Origin of the sequence: Thermoanaerobacter siderophilus SR4 (assembly GCF_000262445.1) — a bacterium.
Classification (GTDB): Bacteria; Bacillota; Thermoanaerobacteria; order Thermoanaerobacterales; family Thermoanaerobacteraceae; genus Thermoanaerobacter; species Thermoanaerobacter ethanolicus.
This window is the reverse complement of sequence record NZ_CM001486.1, coordinates 774,012-796,498: the sequence shown is the minus strand read 5'-3', so window position 1 is coordinate 796,498 and position 22,487 is coordinate 774,012. Positions and strand designations below refer to the sequence as shown.

Annotated in this window: 21 protein-coding genes, 1 tRNA gene, 2 pseudogenes and 1 other annotated feature; of the genes and pseudogenes, 23 read left to right on the top strand and 1 reads right to left on the bottom strand. The window is 35.2% G+C overall.

Going from position 1 to position 22,487, the window contains the following annotated elements; genetic code table 11:
* Positions 1 to 17 precede the first annotated feature (17 nt).
* The 8 genes from THESIDRAFT1_RS03895 (at position 18) to radA (ending at position 8,168) form a co-directional block, all read left to right on the top strand.
* On the top strand, positions 18 to 209 hold the full coding sequence (locus THESIDRAFT1_RS03895; RefSeq protein ID WP_003868419.1) for a hypothetical protein: 192 nt from the start codon (positions 18 to 20) through the stop codon (positions 207 to 209).
* 166 nt (positions 210 to 375) lie between these two features.
* Positions 376 to 840: a CtsR family transcriptional regulator gene (locus THESIDRAFT1_RS03890; RefSeq protein WP_004404897.1), complete on the top strand. Its 465-nt coding sequence runs from the start codon at positions 376 to 378 to the stop codon at positions 838 to 840.
* Between the two features lie 14 nt (positions 841 to 854).
* Entirely contained in the window at positions 855 to 1,370 is a 516-nt protein-coding gene (locus THESIDRAFT1_RS03885) for a protein-arginine kinase activator protein McsA (RefSeq protein WP_003868421.1), read from the top strand.
* A 9-nt stretch (positions 1,371 to 1,379) separates the two neighbouring features.
* A complete protein-coding gene (locus tag THESIDRAFT1_RS03880) occupies positions 1,380 to 2,399 on the top strand; it encodes a protein arginine kinase (protein ID WP_004404893.1) in 1,020 nt (339 codons plus the stop codon).
* Between the two features lie 12 nt (positions 2,400 to 2,411).
* The gene (locus THESIDRAFT1_RS03875) at positions 2,412 to 4,862 is read left to right on the top strand and encodes an ATP-dependent Clp protease ATP-binding subunit (protein WP_003870696.1); all 2,451 of its coding nucleotides are present in this window, start codon (positions 2,412 to 2,414) and stop codon (positions 4,860 to 4,862) included.
* Between the two features lie 72 nt (positions 4,863 to 4,934).
* A complete protein-coding gene (locus tag THESIDRAFT1_RS03870) occupies positions 4,935 to 5,399 on the top strand; it encodes a metal-dependent transcriptional regulator (RefSeq protein ID WP_006569581.1) in 465 nt (154 codons plus the stop codon).
* 95 nt (positions 5,400 to 5,494) lie between these two features.
* A complete protein-coding gene (locus THESIDRAFT1_RS03865; protein ID WP_006569580.1) occupies positions 5,495 to 6,760 on the top strand; it encodes an Nramp family divalent metal transporter in 1,266 nt (421 codons plus the stop codon).
* A gap of 46 nt (positions 6,761 to 6,806) precedes the next feature.
* The gene (radA, locus tag THESIDRAFT1_RS03860; protein WP_003870692.1) at positions 6,807 to 8,168 is read left to right on the top strand and encodes a DNA repair protein RadA; all 1,362 of its coding nucleotides are present in this window, start codon (positions 6,807 to 6,809) and stop codon (positions 8,166 to 8,168) included.
* Positions 8,169 to 8,482: 314 nt separating this feature from the next.
* Here the strand turns inward: radA and THESIDRAFT1_RS03855 are convergent, their stop codons facing one another.
* Positions 8,483 to 8,878: a nucleoside triphosphate pyrophosphohydrolase family protein gene (locus THESIDRAFT1_RS03855; protein ID WP_006569579.1), complete on the bottom strand. Its 396-nt coding sequence runs from the start codon at positions 8,876 to 8,878 to the stop codon at positions 8,483 to 8,485.
* A 282-nt stretch (positions 8,879 to 9,160) separates the two neighbouring features.
* Here THESIDRAFT1_RS03855 and THESIDRAFT1_RS03850 point away from each other — a divergent pair, with 282 nt between their 5' ends.
* From THESIDRAFT1_RS03850 to THESIDRAFT1_RS03780, 15 genes and pseudogenes are all read left to right on the top strand, one after another.
* On the top strand, positions 9,161 to 10,264 hold the full coding sequence (locus THESIDRAFT1_RS03850; RefSeq protein WP_003868426.1) for a PIN/TRAM domain-containing protein: 1,104 nt from the start codon (positions 9,161 to 9,163) through the stop codon (positions 10,262 to 10,264).
* A gap of 82 nt (positions 10,265 to 10,346) precedes the next feature.
* Positions 10,347 to 11,030 (top strand): 2-C-methyl-D-erythritol 4-phosphate cytidylyltransferase, encoded by a 684-nt coding sequence (gene ispD, locus THESIDRAFT1_RS03845; RefSeq protein WP_006569578.1) that lies wholly within the window; start codon positions 10,347 to 10,349, stop codon positions 11,028 to 11,030.
* Positions 11,031 to 11,096: 66 nt separating this feature from the next.
* On the top strand, positions 11,097 to 12,341 hold the full coding sequence (locus THESIDRAFT1_RS03840) for a lipase family alpha/beta hydrolase (RefSeq protein WP_006569577.1): 1,245 nt from the start codon (positions 11,097 to 11,099) through the stop codon (positions 12,339 to 12,341).
* Complete coding sequence (gene ispF, locus THESIDRAFT1_RS03835) at positions 12,334 to 12,831, top strand: 2-C-methyl-D-erythritol 2,4-cyclodiphosphate synthase (RefSeq protein WP_003870689.1); 498 nt, start codon at positions 12,334 to 12,336, stop codon at positions 12,829 to 12,831. Before THESIDRAFT1_RS03840 ends, ispF begins: the two co-directional genes overlap by 8 nt.
* 44 nt (positions 12,832 to 12,875) lie before the next feature.
* Positions 12,876 to 14,588 carry a proline--tRNA ligase gene (locus THESIDRAFT1_RS03830; RefSeq protein ID WP_006569576.1) on the top strand — a complete coding sequence of 571 codons (1,713 nt, stop codon included), beginning with the start codon at positions 12,876 to 12,878 and terminating at the stop codon, positions 14,586 to 14,588.
* 93 nt (positions 14,589 to 14,681) lie between these two features.
* Positions 14,682 to 14,921 carry a hypothetical protein gene (locus THESIDRAFT1_RS03825; protein WP_006569575.1) on the top strand — a complete coding sequence of 80 codons (240 nt, stop codon included), beginning with the start codon at positions 14,682 to 14,684 and terminating at the stop codon, positions 14,919 to 14,921.
* Positions 14,922 to 15,074: 153 nt separating this feature from the next.
* Positions 15,075 to 16,532: a glutamate--tRNA ligase gene (gene gltX, locus THESIDRAFT1_RS03820; RefSeq protein ID WP_006569574.1), complete on the top strand. Its 1,458-nt coding sequence runs from the start codon at positions 15,075 to 15,077 to the stop codon at positions 16,530 to 16,532.
* Positions 16,530 to 16,745: a binding site (T-box leader), on the top strand. It overlaps the preceding gene by 3 nt.
* A gap of 34 nt (positions 16,746 to 16,779) precedes the next feature.
* Positions 16,780 to 17,446 (top strand): annotated as a pseudogene (gene cysE, locus THESIDRAFT1_RS03815) (serine O-acetyltransferase).
* Positions 17,433 to 18,833, top strand: coding sequence for a cysteine--tRNA ligase (gene cysS / locus THESIDRAFT1_RS03810; protein WP_004404864.1), 1,401 nt, complete (start codon positions 17,433 to 17,435; stop codon positions 18,831 to 18,833). Before cysE ends, cysS begins: the two are co-directional and overlap by 14 nt.
* Positions 18,818 to 19,246, top strand: coding sequence for a Mini-ribonuclease 3 (locus THESIDRAFT1_RS03805; protein WP_003870683.1), 429 nt, complete (start codon positions 18,818 to 18,820; stop codon positions 19,244 to 19,246). The genes cysS and THESIDRAFT1_RS03805 overlap by 16 nt, the downstream gene beginning before the upstream one ends.
* 9 nt (positions 19,247 to 19,255) lie before the next feature.
* Positions 19,256 to 19,999, top strand: a complete 744-nt coding sequence (rlmB, locus tag THESIDRAFT1_RS03800) for a 23S rRNA (guanosine(2251)-2'-O)-methyltransferase RlmB (protein ID WP_004404861.1) — start codon at positions 19,256 to 19,258, stop codon at positions 19,997 to 19,999.
* Positions 19,999 to 20,505: an NYN domain-containing protein gene (locus THESIDRAFT1_RS03795; protein WP_003870681.1), complete on the top strand. Its 507-nt coding sequence runs from the start codon at positions 19,999 to 20,001 to the stop codon at positions 20,503 to 20,505. Before rlmB ends, THESIDRAFT1_RS03795 begins: the two co-directional genes overlap by 1 nt.
* An 81-nt stretch (positions 20,506 to 20,586) precedes the next feature.
* Positions 20,587 to 21,231: an RNA polymerase sporulation sigma factor SigH gene (sigH, locus tag THESIDRAFT1_RS03790; protein ID WP_004404857.1), complete on the top strand. Its 645-nt coding sequence runs from the start codon at positions 20,587 to 20,589 to the stop codon at positions 21,229 to 21,231.
* A 61-nt stretch (positions 21,232 to 21,292) separates the two neighbouring features.
* Positions 21,293 to 21,368: transfer RNA gene (locus tag THESIDRAFT1_RS03785), tRNA-Thr, on the top strand.
* 133 nt (positions 21,369 to 21,501) lie between these two features.
* Positions 21,502 to 22,198, top strand: a pseudogene (locus THESIDRAFT1_RS03780) (GTP-binding protein); the annotation flags it as partial.
* Positions 22,199 to 22,487 lie beyond the last annotated feature (289 nt).

Below are 22,487 nucleotides of genomic sequence, written 5' to 3'. Positions count from 1 at the left end.
AGCAAGAGGTGGAGGATATGAATAAAAGTCAAAAATTTTTCAAAGGAAAGCTATATAAATCTGTAAGAGGGAATTTTTTTGAAGAAGAGACTTACCAAAATACAGATAGAAAGAATTTAAAGGGAAAAAGCAATTTTTCATCTCTTATAAATCAAGAAGACCGTCAAGAGTTGGCAGATGAAGAGGAAGAAAACTATGAAAATGAATGAAAAATGGTGAAAATTTTAGAATATGAGAGATATTTTTATTATTTGATGAAAATATTAGAAAAAATTACTTGCTTTAGCGTGAAAAAGCTATTGACGAGAGGACAAAAAAATGCAAAAATATATTCAAAAGTCAAAGAAAGTCAAAGTAAAAGTAAGAGACGTGGTGATGGCGATGGCAAGGCTTAGTGATTTGATTGAAAATTTTATAAAAGAGCTAATGGAAGAAGCTGGTAAGCATTATGTAGAAATTCAAAGAAATGAATTAGCAAATGTTTTTAATTGTGCGCCATCTCAAATAAACTATGTGTTAGAGACGCGTTTTACTATTGACAGGGGATACATCATAGAAAGTAAAAGAGGCGGCGGAGGTTATATAAAAATTTATAAAACTTCTATATCAAACAATTGGATAAATAAAATAATAGAAAACATAGGGGATAATATTTCTGAGAGTAAAGCTAGATACTACATTGATGCTCTTTTAGACCACAATATTATAACTTCAAGGGAAGCAGCTCTTATGAAAGCTGTAGTTAATGATAAAATTCTTCCTTTTTCTCAGGAAGATAAGAATATGTTGCGAGCATTACTACTTAAGGCAATGCTTATGGAAATTGCTCGCAACAAGTAAAGGAGGTAATTTTTATGATGTGTGATAAATGCAAAATAAGGCCTGCTACAGTTCATTACACTAAAATAGTAAACGGAGTAAAAACTGAAATGCATTTGTGTGACCAGTGCGCAGCAGAAGAGGGAATTTTAAATACAGAAGTTTTTTCAACTTTTACACCTTTTTCAGTTCAAAATTTATTGTCAGGGTTAATGGACTTTTTACCTGGAGTAGATGACTTTACAAAAAAAACTTTGAAATGCAGTCACTGTGGTATGACTTACGAAGATTTCAAAAAAATTGGAAGATTAGGTTGTAGTTTCTGCTATGATGCTTTTGCTGAAGAATTAAATCCTCTTATGAGGAGAATACACGGCAGTACAGAACACAGAGGGAAAATTCCTAAAAAAGCTGGCGGTAAAATGAGAGTAAAAAGAGAAATTGAGGAGTTGAAATATCAATTGGAAAAAGCTATTAAAGAAGAAGCTTATGAAAAAGCAGCAGAATTAAGGGATAAAATCAGAGAATTGGAGAAAGAATTAGGAAAGTAGGTGACCGAAATGCTACAGTACGATAAAGATGTGGTATTGTCCAGTAGAATTAGACTTGCTCGGAATATAAAAGATATTCCTTTCCCTACTATTATGACAGAAGAGCAGGGACGAAAGGTTATAGATTTGGTTAGAAAGGCTATATTAGGTAGTAATACTATTTTATCTACCCAATTTGTAGAATATGATATGAAGAAATTGACTCCTATTGACAGGCAATCACTTGTAGAAAAGCACCTTATAAGCCCTGACCTTTCACAGAATACAAAGAGTGGTTATGCTCTTATAAAAGATGACAATACAGTGAGTATAATGGTCAATGAAGAGGATCATCTTAGAATACAATGTATATTAGAAGGATTAAGGCTTAATGAAAGCTGGGATACTGCCGATAAAATTGACGATTTGATTGAAGAAACTATCGACTATGCCTATGATGAAAAGATAGGTTATTTGACTTCTTGTCCTACTAACGTAGGAACAGGGATACGAGCCTCAGTCATGGTTCATCTTCCAGCTCTTACTATCACTGGGCAAATAAGCAATATTTTAAACTCTGTTTCTAAAATAGGTATGGCAGTGAGAGGGATATACGGTGAAGGTACTCAAGCTTTAGGAGATATTTATCAAATTTCTAATCAAGTCACTCTTGGCCAAAGCGAAAGAGAAATAATTGAAAATATTGAAGGAGTAGCAAGACAAATTATCTCTAGCGAAAGAAAAGCTAGAGAGGATTTATACAAAAAACAAAGAATTCAAATAGAAGATAGAGTAGGAAGGGCTTTTGGAATTTTATCTCATGCAAAAGTGATGTCTACAAAGGAATACATGACTTTAATGTCTGACGTGAGATTAGGAGCAATTTTAGGAATATTAGATGTGGATATAAATAAAATTGATGTTCTCACTACACATATACAACCAGCTAATTTACAAAAAATTTATGGCATTCAATTAGACCCCTATGAGAGAGATGTTAAAAGGGCAGAATATGTAGTAAGTCAAATAAACAAAAAAGATAATTTATAGGAGGTGTTTGTTATGGCGATGTTTGGAAGATTTACAGAAAGAGCTCAAAAAGCTCTTTATTTGGCTCAAGAGGAAGCGAGGTCTTTTTATCATAACTATGTAGGGACAGAACACATTTTATTAGGATTGTTAAAAGAAGATGAAGGAATTGCAGCAAGAGTTTTAAAAAAACTGGGAGTAACTTATGAAACTACAAGAGAGAAGGTATTGTCTTTGATTGGAATGGGAAATATTCCAGGAGACGTCGTAGGTTATACCCCTCGGGCAAAAAGAGTACTAGAGCTAAGTCTTAGTGAGGCAAGGAGATTTAATACCAGCTATGTAGGGACAGAGCATATTTTGTTAGGACTTTTAAGAGAAGGCGAAGGAGTTGCTGTAAGAATTTTAATGGAACAAGGTATAGATTTCAATAGGGTGAGAGAGGAGATTGTAAAAATGCTTAATGAAGAGCCTGCAGGAGGACCTGCAAAGGCTGCAAAAGTTAAAAATACCAATACACCTACTTTAAATCAATTTGGAAGAGATTTAACTGAGCTTGCAAGAGACGGCAAACTTGACCCTGTAATAGGAAGAGAAAAAGAGATTGAAAGAGTTATACAAATCTTAAGCAGAAGGACAAAGAATAACCCTGTCCTAATAGGTGAACCGGGTGTCGGTAAAACTGCTATTGTAGAAGGTCTTGCGCAAAAGATTGTAGAAGGAGAAATTCCTGAAATTTTGAAAGATAAAAGAGTTGTAACTTTAGACATGGCTTCTATGGTAGCAGGTACAAAGTACAGAGGCGAATTTGAAGATAGGTTAAAAACAGTATTAAATGAGGTTATAAAGGCAGGAAATGTGATACTATTTATAGATGAGATGCACACTTTGATAGGAGCAGGTGCAGCAGAGGGTGCAATAGATGCATCAAATATTCTAAAACCGGCACTTGCAAGAGGTGAAATTCAAGTAGTTGGAGCTACTACTTTGGATGAGTACAGAAAATATGTAGAAAGAGACCCTGCATTAGAGAGACGATTCCAACCAATAATTGTAGATGAACCAACTGTGGAGGAGACTATTGAGATATTAAAGGGCTTGAGAGATAAGTATGAAGCCCATCATAGGGTTAAAATTACTGACGAAGCTTTAGAAGCAGCAGCTAGACTTTCTCACAGATATATTGCAGATAGATTTTTACCTGATAAAGCTATAGACTTAATAGATGAAGCAGCTTCTCGCGTAAGACTAAAGACAGTGACAGCTCCTCCAGAGATAAAAGAACTGGAAGATAAAATCAATGACCTTATAAAAGAGAAGGAAGAAGCGATAAGAACTCAAGAATACGAAAAAGCTGCAAAAATAAGAGATGAAGAACAAAAATTGAGAGAAGAATTAGAAAAATTAAAAGCTAAATGGCAACAAAATTCTCTTTCTAATGAAAAAAGTGTAGGACCTGAAGAAATCGCACAAGTCGTATCTCTGTGGACAGGAATACCTGTTAAAAAGTTAGCTGAAGAGGAATCAGAGAGATTGCTCCACTTAGAGGAGGTATTGCATGAAAGAGTTATAGGACAAGATGAAGCAGTAGAAGCAGTGGCAAGAGCTATAAGAAGGGCAAGAGTAGGCTTAAAAGATCCAAAAAGGCCAATAGGTTCATTTATCTTCTTGGGTCCTACTGGTGTTGGTAAAACAGAACTTACAAAGGCTTTGGCAGAAGCTCTTTTTGGTGACGAAAATGCTATGATTAGGCTTGATATGTCAGAATACATGGAAAGACACACTGTATCTAAACTTATCGGTTCACCTCCAGGATATGTAGGATTTGAAGAAGGAGGACAATTAACAGAAAAAGTAAGAAGAAAGCCCTATTCAGTAATCTTGCTGGATGAAATTGAAAAAGCGCATCCTGACGTGTTTAACATTCTCCTTCAAATATTAGAAGATGGACGACTCACAGATTCAAAAGGTAGAACTGTGGACTTTAAAAATACAGTTATAATCATGACATCAAATGTGGGAGCAGAACTTTTGAAAAAGCAATCTACCTTAGGATTTATGCCTCAAGAAAAAGAAGACAAAGCCTCTTATGACAAAATAAAAGAAACATTGATGGCAGAGTTGAGAAAGACCTTTAGACCTGAATTCTTAAATAGGGTGGATGAGATAATTGTATTTCATCAACTCTCAAAAGAAGATATTGAAAAGATTGCTGATATAATGATTAAAGAATTGAATAATAGACTAAAAGAGAACAACATTAAACTGGAGTTTACTCCTGAAGCCAAAGAGGAAATTATCAAACAAGGATATGACCCCAACTACGGTGCAAGGCCTTTAAGAAGAGTTATACAAAGAATTGTAGAGAATCAATTATCAGAATTGATGTTGCAAGGGGAAGTCAAACCAGGAGATGAACTTATTGTAACTGCTAAAGATGGTAAAATAGACTTTGTAAAAAAAGATGCTGTGCAAAAGGCTTAGCCTCGTGCTAAGTCTTTTTTTATTTAAAGATAATATATATGCTATTGAAGGATTAAAAAAAGGTGTGAGCATATGGAAAAAGATAGGTTTTATACTGTAAGAGGTTACCAAATTCATTCCCGGGAGAGGAAACATCTTACATCAGCTATGGAAGACTATATAGAAATGATTTATAGGGAAAGTCTAAAAAACCCATATATCCGTGTAAATCTTCTCTCTGAACTTTTAAATGTAAAAGCCCCTTCAACTACTAAAATGCTTCAAAGGTTAAAGGAATTAGGATTTGTGGAGTATGAAAAATATGGAGTGATAGGTTTAACAGAAAAGGGCAAAGAAATGGGTAAGTTTTTATTGGATAGGCATTCTACTGTGGAGGAATTTTTAAAAAATTTAGGGGTTAAGGAGGGATTGTTAGAGCAAACAGAATTAATTGAACACAATATATCTATTGAAACGCTAGAAAAAATGAGAAAATTTAATAGGTTTTTGGAGGAAAATCCAGAAATAAAAGAAAAGTATCAGAAAAATAACCCGTAAATGCGGGTTGTTTTTTTATGTAACAGGACAAAAAAGAAACACATATTTTAAATAAGGCAAATAAATTTAGCTTTGTCTAAAATGGGGGGATTTATTTGGAAAATCGTGAGTCCATCATAGCGACTAAAAAATTTTTTTCTCTCCGTGAGACCTTTAAAAAAGTTTTAAAATATTTTGGACCAGCTTTTGTGGTAAGTGTTGCCTATGTTGATCCTGGAAATTTTGCCACGAATATAAGTGGGGGTTCTATATTTAACTACCATTTAATATGGGTGGTACTTTGTAGCAATATTATGGCCATATTTTTGCAAAATATGTCTGCAAAATTAGGAATTGCAACGGGACGCAATTTACCGGAAATGTGTAATTTGATTTTTAAAAGGAAAGTTAATTGGCTTTTGTGGATAGCAGCAGAATTGGCGGCTATGGCTACAGATTTGGCGGAGTTTTTAGGTGGTACTTTAGGATTGTATTTGCTTTTTCACATTCCTCTTATGTATGCAGGCCTTTTGACAGGAGTGATCACATTTATCATTGTTTACTTAGAAAAATATGGTCAAAAGATAGTTGAAATAGTGATTTTTGCTTTAGTTGCTATTATTAGCATTTCTTATGCTTTTGAGCTTTTTTTGGCAAAACCAGATTGGGGAAAAGTGATGTATCATACTATAATTCCTTCTATACCAAGTGGAGAAGCTATGCTAATAGCTGTGGGAATATTAGGGGCGACAGTAATGCCTCATGTGATTTATTTGCATTCCCAGTTAGTTCAATATAGAAATACAGGAAATACATTAGAAGAAAAGAAGGAACATTTGAGGATGGAAAAGATAGATATTTTAATAGCAATGAATATAGCATTTATAATAAATGCGGCTATGTTAATAGTGTCAGCAGCTGTTTTTTATAAAAACGGCATGGTGGTTGAGTCTATTGAAGAGGCTCACATGTCTTTAAAACCATTGTTAGGGTCTTTGTCTAGTTGGGCTTTTGGCATTGCACTTTTGGCTTCTGGTTTGTCATCATCTGCAGTAGGTACAATGGCAGGGCAGACTATAATGAAAGGTTTCGTAGGGTTAAATATTCCACTAAATGTAAGAAGACTTATAACCATGATGCCAGCACTAATAATTATTTTATTAGGTATTGACCCTTTGAAAACCCTTATCATAAGCCAAGTAATTTTAAGTTTTGAACTTCCTATGGCTATAATACCAATGCTTTTAATTACTTCTCAGAAAAAGTTTATGGGAGAATTTGTAAACACACCCATTGAAAAAGTCATTGGCATAATTGTGGCTTCTGTTATAATCTTTTTAAATGGGCTGCTTCTGTATTTCACTTTTATGGGAGAGGTTTAAAAGTGTGATATAATTAAAAGAGAATTTTGCGAAAGATGGTGGAGGTATGGCCAAATCAACTACAAAATTTGTGTGTAGAGAGTGTGGCTTTGAAAGCAGTAAATGGATGGGAAGATGTCCTAATTGTGACAGCTGGAATTCTTTTGAGGAAGAAACGATAGAGGATTCAAAAAATTTTAGGAAAAATAAAGATAGATCGCAAATATTTCTTCTCGAAGATGTAACTTTTTCAGAAGAAGAAAGAATAAAGACAGGGATTGAAGAGTTTGACAGGGTTTTAGGTGGCGGAATTGTAAAAGGTTCTCTTGTTTTAATAGGTGGTGACCCAGGAATTGGGAAGTCTACTTTGCTATTACAAGTAGCAGGTAATATTTCTGATAACAGAAAGGTACTTTATGTGTCAGGAGAGGAATCAATTCAACAGATTAAACTGAGGGCAGATAGAATTTTGAAAGAAAAGCAACAAATATATCTCTTGTGCGAAACAAATATAGAAGAGATAGAGAGAAAAATTGATGAGAATAAGCCGGATTTTGTTATTATTGATTCTATACAGACAATGTACACTGAGGAAAGTGAGACAATACCAGGAAGTGTGTCTCAGGTAAGGCAAGTGACTCAAAGGCTGATGGAGATTGCAAAACAAAAAGACATAAGTATTTTTTTGATAGGACATGTTACAAAAGAAGGGGCAATAGCAGGCCCTAAAGTTTTGGAACATATGGTAGACACAGTTTTGTATTTTGAAGGGGATAGGACCCAGTCTTTTAGGATATTGCGGGCTGTAAAAAACCGTTTTGGCGCAACTCACGAAATAGGAGTTTTTGATATGGAGGAGGATGGGCTTTGTGAGATAAGCAATCCTTCTGAATTTATTCTCTCAAATAAGCCGAAAGATGTTTCAGGGACTGCTGTTGTATGTTCTATTCAAGGGACGAGGCCAATTTTAATGGAAGTGCAGTCTTTGATATGTAAGACTACTTTTGGAGTGCCGCGAAGAATGGCCACTGGATTTGACTACAATCGTTTTATATTGCTTTTGGCAGTTATAGAAAAAAGACTGGGCATAAATCTTTCACAATTTGATGCATATGTAAATGTGGCTGGAGGAATGAAAATTCAAGAGCCAGCTGCTGACCTTGGAATAATTGCTTCATCTCTTTCTGGATATTTTAATATACCTATTCCTGAAGATGTTTGTTTTATAGGAGAGGTGGGATTGACGGGAGAAGTGAGAGGAGTCAGCAATATAGATAAACGAATAGGTGAAGCACAAAAGATGGGATTTTCTCAAGTTTTTATTCCTGAGATGAAAACAAAAGAAATAAAAAAGTTTGAGAATATAAAAATTATTAAGGTAAGAGATATAAAAGAAATTATGGATTTTTTAAGAAAGATAAAACAATAAGCGTCTTCCTAAGGAAGACGCTTCAGACTGTAGACAAACTTTCGAAAATAGGATATTTTGCATAAGGAACGACTTGTGACAAAGCGTCAACAAAACTTAACAAGACCGAGGGTGGAGGCAGGGCCGTAGCCACGGATGGCGGAGGCGGGCACTAAGACAGGGATGTCGAATGTGCCCGGTACCCTGCCGGAACCCGAAGGTCGAGTTTAGTTTTGTCGCTTTGGAACATCGGAGTGACGATGCAAAATATCCTATTTTAAAATTTTTTGACTTTGTCAACAAACTGAAGCGTCTTCCTAAGGAAGACGCTTATTTTATAACATGTTAAATATGCCTAAAGTGTTTAACTCTTTGTGCTTTTTTAGGAGTATGTCGTAAAAATTAAGTCCTAAAACATTACACAAAGCGATTATGTAAAAGATATTGTTACCTATTTCTGCTTCTATAACTTCTTTACAGTTTTCACAGAGTTGGCCCTCAAGATGGGTTTTGAAATATTTGTGGGCCTCTTCCAAAGTTGCATCCGGGGGAGTTTCTTGTTTGCTAGCATTTATCCTTATGCAACCGCACTCGGTTACTGATTTAGCAACAGCTCTATTTATGCGGGCACTGCTCTCTTGTATTTTTGTAAGTATGTCCATAATACTTCTATGGCGCAGAAGGTATTCATCTACTGTGTTTTGAAGGTCGTCTACAATAATATCCTTCATTTTTTTGTCCACTCCCGTTCTATGAGTTTTTAAGATTTCTCTTGCTTTTATTATAGACTTAAACCATTACCATGTCAATATTTAGAATGGCATTTAAATACATTATATAGCATTAATGTAATTTTAATCTTTTGTTAAATTGACAATCCATCTACATAAGTAGTATACTGTAATTAACAACCACTTTATACGTGTAAAAATTGTGAAATATTTTTAATTATTCCCCCAAACTGCTTATAATAATGTGAAAAATAGCCAATAATAGAGATAGGAGGTGAAAAAGTGTTGTATAAAATTATAAGAAGTGGAATTGGATTACTGGGAATGGCGGCGGGTTTTGAATTGACAAAGCTTTTGCTAGATCTTGTAAAAGACCAGAACTTTGTGCCTATACAGTTAAATTATTTTTCAACAGTGATAGCTTATATTATAGGTACTTTAATAGGTGGAATCATATTTTATGTCATTTCTCCTAAATTTATAAAGTGGGGGAAAGACTTTGAACAGTGGTTGGAAGCAAAACTTCAGAATATGCCGATTGATGAAATTTTAATAGGAGCATTTGGGTTAATAGTAGGGCTTATTGTGGCTAATTTGCTAAGCGCGCCTCTCTATTCTATTTTTATTGTAGGTAAAGTAGTGCCAATTCTTTTGAATTTATTTTTGGGGTATTTAGGCATTAGAATTTCTTTAAAGAAAAAAGAAGATATTTTAAATGTGTTTTCCTTTATGAAAAAATTGGGACCGCAAAAGACTGTTAAAAACGAGTATAGTGGAATCCCAAAAATTTTGGATACCAGTGTAATTATAGATGGCAGGATATTTGACATATGTAAGACAGGCTTTATTGAAGGACCTTTAATAATTCCGGCTTTTGTATTAGAGGAATTAAGGCATATTGCGGATTCTTCTGATTCTTTAAAGAGAAATAGGGGTAGACGAGGACTGGATGTTTTAAATAAAATACAGAATGAGTTAAATATCAAAGTGGAAATTGTAGATAAGGAAATTGATGCGGCAGAAGTAGATACAAAACTTTTGAAACTTGCCCAAATGCTAAAAGGCAAAATAATAACTAATGATTATAATTTAAACAAAGTAGCGGAATTTCACAGGGTCCCTGTTTTGAATATAAATGAACTTTCCAATGCGGTAAAACCAATTGTTCTTCCTGGAGAAGAAATGGTGGTGCAAGTTATTAAAGATGGCAAAGAGGCCGGGCAGGGAGTTGCTTATTTGGACGATGGCACGATGATTGTTGTAGACGGTGGTAAAAAATTCATAGGTAATACTATAGAAGTGCTTGTTACTAGTGTTTTGCAAACTGCCGCAGGGAGGATGATATTTGCAAAGCCCAAACAAGCAGAACAAGAAAAGGCTATATGAAAAAACGCAGGGAAACCTGTGTTTTTTTGTGGGGAAATGATATAATTGGAGTGTGCATTATTTTACTTGTGAGGTAGAGAAAATGAATGCAAGTGCAGTTGTAGTGGCGGCAGGTAAAGGCATTAGAATGGGGCACACAGTAAATAAAGTATACCTTACTATAGCAGGTAAACCAGTTTTGTATTATTCTCTCAAAGCCTTTGATGAAATTGATTGGATTAAGGAAATTGTTGTTGTTGTATCAAAGGAAGAAATGGAATATTGCCAAGAAAATGTAGTAAAAAAGTATATTTTCAAAAAACCAATTAAATTAGTAGAAGGAGGTAGTGAAAGGCAGTATTCTGTTTATAATGGAATTACAAATACAAAGGTAGATTGCGAAATTATAGCAATTCATGATGGAGCAAGGCCTTTAATTGAGAAAGAAACAGTTATAAAAGCTTTAAAAGAAGCTTATTTGCATAAAGCAGTAGCATTGGGAGTACCTGTCAAAGACACTATAAAAGTAGTTGATGGGAAAAATTTTATTTTAAATACCCCTGATAGAAAATATTTATGGGCAATTCAAACCCCTCAGGTATTTGAAAGGAATTTGATTATTAAAGCTCATCAAAAGGCACTGGAGGATGGTTTTTTGGGGACAGATGACACAGTATTAGTGGAGAGATTGGGTTATAAAGTAAAAGTAGTTGAAGGGGACTATAGAAATATAAAGATAACTACGCCCGAGGATTTGATTGTAGCAGAGGCTTTTTTAAAAAAATAACGTTTTTCGCGAATCCTCATATAATTTAATAGAGAATTTTCTATTAAATTGTATGAGGGTGATTTTATGGATAACCCTGTGGTTTTTGTACACGGGATGTTTGGTTCTATTTTTACTCCAACTCCTTTAGGGAAAATATGGAGTTTTGGTCCTGCGGCTTATGCTTATAATCCTTTTATAGAAAATTTGGGCAAATTAGGCTTAGTAGAAGGGAAAAATCTATTTATATGTTATTATGAATGGTGGAAAAGTGTGCCGGATTCTGTTGATACCCTTAAACTGACTATTGAAGAGGCAAAAGCTAAGACTGGCAGCCATAAAGTAGATTTGATATGCCATAGCATGGGAGGACTTTTGGCGAGAAGTTATATTCAAAGCGATAAATATCAATTTGATGTGGATAGATTGATATTTTTAGCTACTCCCCATTTTGGAGCGGCAAATGCTTATTATGGTTGGGAAGGGGGTACTGTAGCCCCAGAGGATGATGATTTTATAAACATGCTCTTTAAAGGGTTTTTGTGGATTTTTTCAAAAATAAAAGGAGAGAGTGATGCCATAACTGTTATTAGAAAATATATCCCCTCTGTGAAAGACTTAATGCCTTCTCGCGAATATGGGAATTATATTTTTATGTATCCTACTCGATATGATAAAATTTTGTTTAAAAATATTGAGTATATGAAAGTTATAAATGAATTTTTGAATAGTTTAAATGAGCAAGTAGGAGTTTTATACGACAGAGTCAAGAAAATCTATGTTTTTTCAGGAGATGGAATATATACTAATAAGTTTATTCAAGTAGAAAAACCAGTAAGTGAGATAGTATGGCCAGATGGCAAGCCAGTAGGTGTAATAAGGGACGATAAAGGGGACGGTACAGTCCTTAAAAAGAGCGCGTTAGGGGTAGAAGGAGAAAAATTTATTGTAAAAACAGGTCATATTGGGATTTTAAATGATTCTATTCCTTATTTGCAACAAATATTGGGTGTTAAAGAAAGGCCACAAGTTTCTATTTTAGAAAAAGTTGTATCATATTTGAGCATGATAACAGACAAAAAAATTGTGGTGCTGGACAGAAGTAAAAATGCTACAAGTTATGATATCTTGGGAAAATACACATGGCATCTAAATTTAAAACCTGAAGGAGAATATCGCATTTCTGTAAGAGAGCCTTTTGTTTCGGAGGTATATATTGAGACTAATAAGGGGAATTTTGTAAAAAAGATTAAAACATCTCGCTTTGCAAGAGGTGTAAGCATGAGTTTAGAAGTTGATAAAGAAGGGAATTTTAGAGTAAAGGATGGTTGAAGTGAGAGTAGGGTTGGGATATGACGTCCACAAGTTTGAAAAAGGAAGAAAGTTAATACTGGGGGGAGTAGAAATTCCCCATGATAAAGGTTTGGCAGGCCATTCTGATGCAGATGTTTTGATACACGCCTTAATTGATGCTATTTTAGGAGCAGCTGGTTTAGGGGATATAGGGGAGCACTTTCCTGATACGGAGATAGCCTATAAAGATATTGATAGTAGCCTTTTATTAAAAAAAGTGTTGGCAATAATAGAGAATAAATTCAGAGTAAATAATGTGGATTGTATTATTGTAGCGCAAAGGCCTAAGTTATTTCCTTATAAAGAGCAAATAAGAATAAAATTATCGGAATTATTAAAAATTGAGAAAGAAAGAATAAATGTAAAAGCAAAAACAGAGGAAGGATTAGGTTTTACAGGTAGACAAGAGGGAATAAAAGCCTATGTTATTGTCAGTTTAGAAGAATTAGGTGTTGACATAAAAAAGTAGGTAAAATAAAATTTACTTAAAATTATGTACTTAGGAGGATGAAAATGAGACTATCGCAGCTGTTAGTTCCGACTTTAAGAGAAATTCCTGCTGAAGCTGAAATTCCCAGCCATATTTTAATGTTAAAGGCTGCATTGATGAGGAAATTGGCTTCAGGGGTATATATTTACTTGCCATTAGGACAAAGGGTACTTAGAAAAGTGGAGCAAATTGTAAGAGAAGAGATGGACAGAGCTGGCAGTCAAGAGGTATTAATGTCTGCTCTTATTCCAGCAGAACTTTTGAAAGAAAGTGGAAGATGGGATGTATTTGGCCCTGAGATGTTTAAGCTAAAAGATAGAAATGAAAGGGACTTTTGCTTAGGGCCTACACACGAAGAGGTTTTTACAGACCTTATTAGAAATGAAGTGAAGTCTTATAGGCAGCTTCCTCTTATTTTATATCAAATTCAAACTAAGTTTAGAGATGAAAGGCGCCCGAGATTTGGCGTCATGAGAAGTAGAGAATTTATAATGAAGGACGCTTACAGCTTTGATGTGGATTGGGAAGGGTTGGATAAGTCCTTTAATAAAATGTATGAGGCTTACTGCCGAATATTTGATAGATGTGGACTTAAATATTTGGTCGTAGAAGCTGATTCAGGTGCTATGGGAGGAAAAGACTCAAAAGAGTTTATGGTAATTTCTGGTGTAGGGGAAGCAGTAATAGCTTACTGTGACAATTGTGGTTATGCTGCAAATGAGGAAAAGGCAGAATGCCTTATCAACCAAGAAATAGATGAAGAGATGTTGCCAAAAGAAAAAGTATATACACCAAATGTTAGAACAATTGAAGAGTTGGTTAATTTTTTGGGAATTACTCCTGATAAATTTGTAAAAACTCTTATATACAAGGCAAAGGACAACGTTATAGCAGCATTAGTTCGTGGAGATAGAGACTTAAACGAAACAAAGCTTTTAAATATTTTAGGAATAAGAGAAGAGGAATTAGAATTGGCAGATGCATCAATAGTTGAAAAGGTTACAGGAGCAAAAGTGGGATTTGCAGGACCTATAGGATTAAAAGGAGAAGTAATGATAATAGTAGATAATGAGATTCCGCAAATGAGGAATTTTATAGTAGGAGCAAATGAGACAGATTATCATATTAAAAATGTCAACTATGGTAGAGACTTTAAAGCTGATGTTGTGGCAGATATCAAGAATGTTATTGAAGGAGATAAGTGCCCAAGGTGTGGTTCACCGCTTAAAATTGACAGAGGTATAGAAGTAGGACATATTTTTAAGTTGGGGACAAAGTACAGTGATGCATTAGGAGCTAAGTATGTAGATGAAGAGGGAAATGAAAAGCCAATTATAATGGGCTGCTATGGAATAGGAATTAATAGAACGGTTGCTGCTATTATAGAGCAACACCATGATGAGAAAGGTATTATATGGCCTATGAGTGTTGCACCTTATCATGTGATTATAGTACCTGTGAATGTTTCTAATGAAGCTCAAAATCGAGTAGCCGAAGATATATATGCTGCTTTGCAAAAAGAGGGAATAGAGGTTTTAATAGATGATAGAGATTTGAGAGCTGGTGTCAAATTTAATGACGCCGATTTGTTAGGAATACCTATAAGGATTACAGTAGGGAAAAAAGTAGATGATGGAATAGTGGAAATAAAATTGAGAGAAAAAGAAGAAGCAGAAGAGGTAAAAATTTCTGATGTTGTAGAAAAGGTGAAAAATATTATAAAAGAGAAGATGTGAGGGGTTCCTTGAAGGGAATCCCTTATTTTGCATAAAGAAAGTTTGTATGTGAAAAAATATTTGTCAAAAGGTTGATAAAAAGGAGGGACTCTTGTGAATATTTATATAATGGGTATTAGTGTGGAGAAAAGGAGCGAATTTGGCCCAAAAGTTCAAGAAGTTTTGACAAAGCACGGAGACCAGATAATTGCAAGGTTTGGAATACATGATTCACAAAATGGCAGCGGTTTCATTACTTTGAATGTAAGAGGAGAACAAAAATTTATGGAGGAATTGGCGGAGGAATTAAGTGCTATTCCTACAGTGAAGGTAAAATACATGAATTTTGCGTAAAATTTTAACAGGTGGAGAACTTCCATTTGCACAAAGCAAGCGACTTGTTGAAATTTTACACACAATTGTCACTTCATCTATTTAAAAAGCGCAAAATTTGTTATAATTAAATCTAGTATAAAGTATTAACTAAAAAAGGATGGAGTGACACACATGAGCAATTTGAGAGTTAGATTTGCGCCAAGCCCAACTGGAGCTATTCATATAGGGAATATAAGAACTGCTTTATTTAATTATCTTTTTTCTAGAAGTGAAGGGGCTACTTTTGTTTTAAGGATTGAAGACACGGACTTAGAAAGGTCTTCAAAAGAGTTTGAAGAATTAATCTTTAAAGAATTAGAGTGGTTAGGTATAGAATGGGACGAAGGGCCAGACAAACCAGGTCCCTATGGTCCTTATAGGCAAAGTGAAAGACTTGAAATTTATCATAAATTTGCCCAGAAACTTATTGAAGAAAAAAAGGCATATAGATGCTATTGCACTCCGGAGGAATTAGAAGAAGATAGAAGAAATGCAGTAGAAAGAGGAGATATACCTCGTTATTCTGGAAGGTGTAGGTATCTTACAAAGGAGCAAGAAGAGGCCTTTATAAGAGAGGGAAGAAAACCTGTAATAAGGTTTATTATTCCTGACGATGAAGTTATAGAGTTTGAAGACATGATAAAAGGAAAAATTACAATAAAAAGTGATACTTTAGGCGGGGACATGGTAATTGTCAAATCAGACGGAATGCCTACTTACAATTTTGCAGTTGTAATAGATGACGCTCTTATGAAGATTACCCATGTCATAAGAGGAGAAGACCATATATACAATACTCCGAAGCAGATACTCATTTACAAGGCTTTAGGATTTGAAATTCCTAAGTTTGCCCATGCGCCTTTAATATTGGGACCAGATAGGACTAAACTTTCTAAAAGGCATGGGAATACTTATATAGGCCAGTATAGAGAATTGGGATATTTGCCAGAAGCTATGTTTAACTTTTTATCTCTTTTAAGTTGGTCACCGGAGGATAATGTAGAAATCATGTCAAAAGAAGAAATAATAAAGAAATTTAATTTCAGAAGGATTCACAGTGCTAATCCTGTTTTTGACATTGAAAAGCTTAATTGGATGAATCAACAATATATACAAAAAAGTTCTATTGAGAGAATTGTTGATTTGGCTATTCCTCATTTAAAAGCGGCAGGATACATTGACGAAATAGATGATGTGATGTATAATTGGCTAAAGGATGTAATATTCCTTTACAAAGATGGACTCCAATATGTGGCTCAAATTACTGAGAAAGCTAAGATGTTTTTCGTAGAAGAAGTTGAGTATACTGATGAAACGATGAAAATATTGAATAGTCCAAATAGTAAAACTGTACTAGAAGCAGTTAAAAAAGCCATAGAGGAAGCTGATGAAATAACAGAGGAATATGTTAAAGATTTGCTTAAAAAATTGCAAAAAGAAACGAATGTAAAAGGGAAAGAATTTTTCATGCCAATCAGAGTAGCAATAACAGGAGAAGACCATGGACCTGAATTGGTGAAGATTATTCCTCTTTTGGGGAAGGATAAAGTGATAAATAGGCTTAAAAAAGCGATAAATTTAATAAAGTGAAAAGCGATGAGGAGAAGAGTATTATAACATAAGCCTTCAGAGAAGAGCTACCATAGGCTGCGAGTAGCTCGAGGATATGTTATAAGAAGTGCATCTCCGAGCTGTATCCCTGAACTTTGAGTAGGGGGTTACCGGCCTTTGCCGTTATCTAAAATGAGTGGAGTTTAAAACTCAAGCAGAGTGGAACCACGGGAGTCCCCCCTCGTCTCTGAGATGAGGGGGGTAAATTTTTAAGGAGGTGTTTGGTATGTTTAAAACTTTAAAAGAAGACATCCAAGTTATTTTTGAAAGAGACCCTGCTGCCAAAAGCGTGCTGGAGGTTATATTATGTTATCCCGGGCTCCACGCTATAATACTACACAGAATTGCCCACTATTTGCATAAAAAAGGTTTAATTTTAATTCCCCGGCTTATTTCGCAGTTTAATAGATTTCTCACAGGGATTGAAATACATCCCGGTGCTAAGATAGGTAGGAGATTTTTTTATCGATCACGGTATGGGAGTTGTAATAGGGGAGACTACAGAGATTGGTGACAATGTGACAATATATCAAGGGGTAACTTTAGGAGGTACAGGAAAGGAAAAAGGTAAAAGACATCCTACTATAAAAGATAATGTGGTTATAGGAAGTGGTGCGAAAGTATTAGGCCCTATAGTAGTAGGAGAAAATTCTAAAATTGGTGCGGGTGCAGTTGTTTTAAAAGATGTACCACCTAATAGCACAGTAGTCGGAGTACCTGCTCGCTGTGTAAAAAAAGATAATATACGTATAGCTTCTCCATATGTGGTGGATTTAGAGCATGGTAAACTTCCTGACCCTGTGGAAGAGGAATTGCAAAAATTAAGAAAGAGGATTGAAAGGTTAGAGCAAATTTTAATTGAAAGGAAGGAAGAGAAAGATGAAGCTGTATAATACTCTTTCAAGGACAAAAGAAGAATTGGAACCTTTAAATGATAAGATAGTGAACATGTATGTTTGTGGACCTACTGTATATAATTACATCCACATAGGAAATGCGAGGGCTTTTATTGTATTTGATACGGTGAGAAGATATTTAGAATATAAAGGTTATAAAGTAAATTACGTTCAAAATTTTACTGATATTGACGATAAAATAATTAAAAGAGCCCAAGAAGAAAATGTTACTACAAAAGAAGTAGCGGAAAAATATATAGACGAATATTTTAAAGATGCAGATAATTTGGGTATAAAAAGAGCAACAGTTCATCCTAAAGCTACAGAGCATATAGAAGATATAATCGAATTTATAAAGATTTTAATCGACAAAGGATATGCTTATGTGGTAAATGGAAATGTTTATTTTGAAACTGCGAAATTTAAGGATTACGGGAAGCTTTCTCACAAAAATATAGAAGAATTGCAGGCAGGCGCAAGAATTGAGATAAATGAAGAAAAGAAAAATCCATTGGATTTTGTTCTCTGGAAAGCTCAAAAGCCCGGTGAACCTGCGTGGGACAGTCCATGGGGAAAGGGAAGGCCAGGATGGCATATAGAATGCTCTGTTATGTCTACGAAATATTTGGGCAAAACTTTAGATATCCATGCTGGTGGTCCTGATTTGGTCTTTCCTCATCATGAGAACGAAATTGCTCAGAGTGAAGCAGCATATGAACAACCATTTTCTAAATATTGGATGCATATAGGGTATTTAAATATAAATAATGAAAAAATGTCAAAATCTAAAGGGAATTTCTTTACAGTAAGAGAAATAACAGAGAAATACAATCCTGAAGTTTTAAGACTTTTTATGCTTATGGCTCACTACAGAAGCCCCATTAATTTTAGTTTAGATTTAATGGAGCAGGCAAATTCTGCTTATGAAAGATTGTTAAATGCAGTGGCCAATTTAAAACATTTGGCCAATGTGTGCAAGGATGGGGGATTAAACGAAGAAGAGAAGAAGTTGATGGAAAAGTTTGAAGAATATAAAAAAGAATTTGAAGAGGCAATGGATGACGATTTTAACACTGCGGATGCCATATCAGTTTTGTTTGAAATGGCAAAAACCTCCAATGCAAATCTCAGTAGAAATTCTTCAAAGAAATTGGTAGAATATATTTTAGATATGTTTTTAAAACTCTCAGAAGTTTTAGGACTTTCTTACAGAGGCGTGGAGACTGAGCTCAATGACGAAGAAATACTTGCTTTAATAGAAGAAAGGCAAAAAGCAAGAAAAGAAAAGAATTGGAAGTTAGCTGATGAAATAAGAGATAGACTGAGAGAAAAGGGAATAATTTTGGAAGATACGCCAGAGGGAGTAAGATGGAAAAGAGTATGATGGGGTTTTTAGAAAATTCAGAGTTGCTTACGAAGAAGGGGGTGTTAAGTTTATCCCCCCTTGTTTTAGCTTTTATTGGAGATGCTGTGTATAGCTTATACATTCGCACCATGATTGCAGCAAAAGAAAATCGGTCTGTTAATTTTTTGCACAAAGAGACAGTTAAGTATGTAAAAGCTAAATCTCAGGCAGAATCTGTAAAAAGAATTTATGATTTTCTCACAGAAGAGGAAAAAGACGTAGTTAGAAGAGGAAGAAATGTAAAGTCTAATACTATGCCTAAAGGAGTAGAAGTACAGGCCTATAGGTATGCTACGGGATTTGAAGCTTTGCTAGGTTATTTATATCTTGCAGGAGAATTTGAAAGATTAAAAAACATTCTTGAGCTTTCTGTACAAGTTATTGAAGAATAGGTGATGATTATGGAAGAGCAGAATGTAATTCTTGGTAGAAATCCAGTAATCGAAGCTATAAAAAGTGGGAAGGAAATTGAAAAAATATACGTTTCTAAAACAGCAGGAGGAAATATTTCAAAGATAATAAATCTTGCCAAAGAAGCAGGTATTGTAGTTTCTACTACTGATAATGATATTTTAAGTAAATTAGCCGGTAGTCAAAATCACCAAGGGGTCGTGGCTGTAGGTGCTGTATATAAATACTTCGATGTAGATGACCTTTTGGAATATGCTGAACAAAGGAAAGAAAAGCCTTTTTTGTTGATATTAGATGAGATAACAGACCCTCACAATTTGGGTGCGATTATAAGAAGCGCAGAGGCTTTTGGAGTCCATGGGATAATAATTCCAAAAAGGCGGGCTGTAGGAGTAAATGCTACTGTTGTAAAAACTTCTGCCGGAGCAGTAGAACATATGAGAATAGCAAAAGTATCAAATATTAACAATACAATACGAGGTTTAAAAGAAAGAGGCTTATGGATTGTTGGAACAGATGTAAATGCGGGAAAAAGTTTTGAAGAGCTGGATTATGATTTTCCTCTTGCTATTGTAATTGGCAGTGAAGGAAAAGGGGTTTCTAAATTGGTTTTGCAAAATTGCGATTTTGTGGTTAAGATACCGATGAAAGGTAAAATAAATTCTTTAAATGCTTCTGTAGCAGCCTCCATTTTGATTTATCAGGTAGTATCAAAAAGAAAAGGTAAGGCGTGATGTCCTTGTACATGTTGGTAGACGGCTATAATGTAATAAACAACTGGCAGATACTAAAAGAAGAAGCGCAAAAAAATTTGGAAGATGCGCGGGACAAGTTAATAGATATGTTGGCTGATTTTAAAGGATATTCGGGGATAAATATAATATTAGTTTTTGATGCAATGTATGTAAAAGGAAGTCTAGAAAAACATGAAGAAATCAATGGTATTGAGGTTGTTTACACAAAAGAAGGAGAATCGGCAGATCACTTTATAGAGTTAAAAGTAGTAGAATTAGCGAAAAAAGAACAGGTTGTTGTGGTAAGTTCCGATTGGACTGTGCAGCAGGTGGTTTTAGCTCATGGTGCAATAAGAATGTCTGCAAAAGAACTTTATGAAGAAATGAATAGATATATTGAAAGACATAAAAAAAGCTATGTGAATACAGTTTATAAAGACAATTTGGAAGAGCGACTTGATAATGAAATAGTAAAAAAACTGCGCAAAATGGCAGAAAACAGTTAAAATTAGCTTGACTACCTTTACCAATATAATGTATAATTATAACGTATAAAGTTGCCGGAATAATAAATGGGGGCGGTATTGGTGAAATCTGGGGCGCAGCAGGATTACTATCAACCATATGACCAAATGGAAGAGGAGGAGGTCGTTTTTAGAGCTCAAAAAGGAGACGAAGTTGCTTTAGAGTACCTTATTGAAAGGTATAAAAGTTTTGTAAAAGCAAAAGCTCGTGCCTATTTTTTAGTAGGTGCCGATAAGGAAGACATTATTCAAGAAGGAATGATAGGCCTTTATAAAGCAATTCGAGATTACAAAAGTGACAAGCTCACCTCTTTCAAAGCTTTTGCGGAATTATGTGTGACTCGTCAAATTATTACTGCAATTAAAACCGCAACAAGACAGAAACATATACCGCTTAATTCTTATGTTTCCCTCAATAAGCCCATCTTTGATGAAGAATCTGATAGGACTCTTATGGACGTTGTTTCTACCCAATGCATTGCCGACCCTGAAGAGTTAATAATAAGCAAAGAGGAATACGTTAACATTGAGAGCAAGATGGAAGAATTATTGAGTGGATTAGAGTGGGAGGTCTTGGTATCATATTTGGATGGTAAATCATATCAAGAAATTGCTGAAGATTTAAACAGGCATGTTAAATCTATAGACAATGCTTTACAGCGTGTAAAAAGAAAATTAGAAAGATATCTTGAAATGAGAAACAGCTAACTATTGACATTTAGAAGACTTTATAGTAAAATCAAAAATCGGAGTCGTGATATTCCCTTTTGCCCACGTAGCTCAGTAGGCAGAGCGTCGCCTTGGTAAGGCGGAGGTCACCGGTTCGATCCCGGTCGCGGGCTCCAATTTTGTTATTGATGTTTTTTTTTATCATAGAAGTTGTGCTTTTTAATCCTATTAATGTATAAAGGGTTACTTTTATGACACAATTTTAAGAAACACCAGGACAAGTTTATTGAAGTAAAGGAGGAAAAGAGGATGGCGAAGCAAAAATTTGAGAGGAAGAAGCCCCACGTAAACGTAGGGACGATAGGTCACGTAGACCATGGTAAGACGACGTTGACAGCAGCGATAACGATGGTATTATCGAAGGCAGGAATGGCAGAGGCGAAGGGATATGACGAGATAGACAAGGCGCCGGAGGAGAGAGCAAGGGGAATAACGATAAACACGACTCACGTAGAATATGAGACAGAGAAGAGGCACTATGCGCACGTAGACTGTCCAGGTCATGCTGACTATGTAAAGAACATGATAACAGGGGCAGCACAGATGGACGGGGCGATATTAGTAGTATCAGCAGCAGACGGACCGATGCCACAGACGAGGGAACACATATTATTGGCGAGGCAGGTAGGAGTGCCATATATAGTAGTATTTTTAAAACAAGGGCAGACATGGTAGACGATCCAGAATTAATAGAATTAGTAGAGATGGAAGTAAGGGAATTATTGAATGAATATGAGTTTCCGGGGGATGACACACCGATAGTAGTAGGGTCAGCACTTTAGGCATTAGAATGTGGATGTGGCAAGAGAGAGTGCGAATGGTGCGGGAAAATTTTGGAAGTTTATGGATGTTGTAAACCAATTATATACCGACCCCGAAGAGAGGCCTAGAACAGCCATTTCTAATGCCCGTTAAGAGGACTTTTTTACAAATAACAGAAAAAGGAAACTGTTTCCGACCGGGAAAAATTAAAAAGAAGGGGAAAGGTAAAGGGTAGGGAAAACCAAAATTAAAAAAAAAAAAAGGGTTTTAACGCCCGGAAACTCAAGGGGAAAAGAAAGTTACCCCAACGGGGGGGTATGGGAAAGAAGCGGGGAGAAGAACCGCGTGGGGTGGGATGGGCCTCCCAACACAAAGGGGGACCCACCCCCTTATGGGGCACTCCTTTTTTTTTTTAAGAAGAAGAGGAGAAGAGAAAAAAGAAAAGGGGGAGAAAAAATAAATTACTTGTTTCG

Bases quoted from the DNA above. Each gene is read 5' to 3' on its own strand.
- THESIDRAFT1_RS03895 (WP_003868419.1), top strand. From the start codon at position 18: ATGAATAAAAGTCAAAAATTTTTCAAAGGAAAGCTATATAAATCTGTA.
- THESIDRAFT1_RS03890 (WP_004404897.1), top strand. From the start codon at position 376: ATGGCGATGGCAAGGCTTAGTGATTTGATTGAAAATTTTATAAAAGAG.
- THESIDRAFT1_RS03885 (WP_003868421.1), top strand. From the start codon at position 855: ATGATGTGTGATAAATGCAAAATAAGGCCTGCTACAGTTCATTACACT.
- THESIDRAFT1_RS03880 (WP_004404893.1), top strand. From the start codon at position 1,380: ATGCTACAGTACGATAAAGATGTGGTATTGTCCAGTAGAATTAGACTT.
- THESIDRAFT1_RS03875 (WP_003870696.1), top strand. From the start codon at position 2,412: ATGGCGATGTTTGGAAGATTTACAGAAAGAGCTCAAAAAGCTCTTTAT.
- THESIDRAFT1_RS03870 (WP_006569581.1), top strand. From the start codon at position 4,935: ATGGAAAAAGATAGGTTTTATACTGTAAGAGGTTACCAAATTCATTCC.
- radA (WP_003870692.1), top strand. From the start codon at position 6,807: ATGGCCAAATCAACTACAAAATTTGTGTGTAGAGAGTGTGGCTTTGAA.
- THESIDRAFT1_RS03855 (WP_006569579.1), bottom strand. From the start codon at position 8,878: ATGAAGGATATTATTGTAGACGACCTTCAAAACACAGTAGATGAATAC.
- ispD (WP_006569578.1), top strand. From the start codon at position 10,347: ATGAATGCAAGTGCAGTTGTAGTGGCGGCAGGTAAAGGCATTAGAATG.
- THESIDRAFT1_RS03840 (WP_006569577.1), top strand. From the start codon at position 11,097: ATGGATAACCCTGTGGTTTTTGTACACGGGATGTTTGGTTCTATTTTT.
- ispF (WP_003870689.1), top strand. From the start codon at position 12,334: ATGGTTGAAGTGAGAGTAGGGTTGGGATATGACGTCCACAAGTTTGAA.
- THESIDRAFT1_RS03830 (WP_006569576.1), top strand. From the start codon at position 12,876: ATGAGACTATCGCAGCTGTTAGTTCCGACTTTAAGAGAAATTCCTGCT.
- gltX (WP_006569574.1), top strand. From the start codon at position 15,075: ATGAGCAATTTGAGAGTTAGATTTGCGCCAAGCCCAACTGGAGCTATT.
- cysS (WP_004404864.1), top strand. From the start codon at position 17,433: ATGAAGCTGTATAATACTCTTTCAAGGACAAAAGAAGAATTGGAACCT.
- THESIDRAFT1_RS03805 (WP_003870683.1), top strand. From the start codon at position 18,818: ATGGAAAAGAGTATGATGGGGTTTTTAGAAAATTCAGAGTTGCTTACG.
- rlmB (WP_004404861.1), top strand. From the start codon at position 19,256: ATGGAAGAGCAGAATGTAATTCTTGGTAGAAATCCAGTAATCGAAGCT.
- THESIDRAFT1_RS03795 (WP_003870681.1), top strand. From the start codon at position 19,999: ATGTCCTTGTACATGTTGGTAGACGGCTATAATGTAATAAACAACTGG.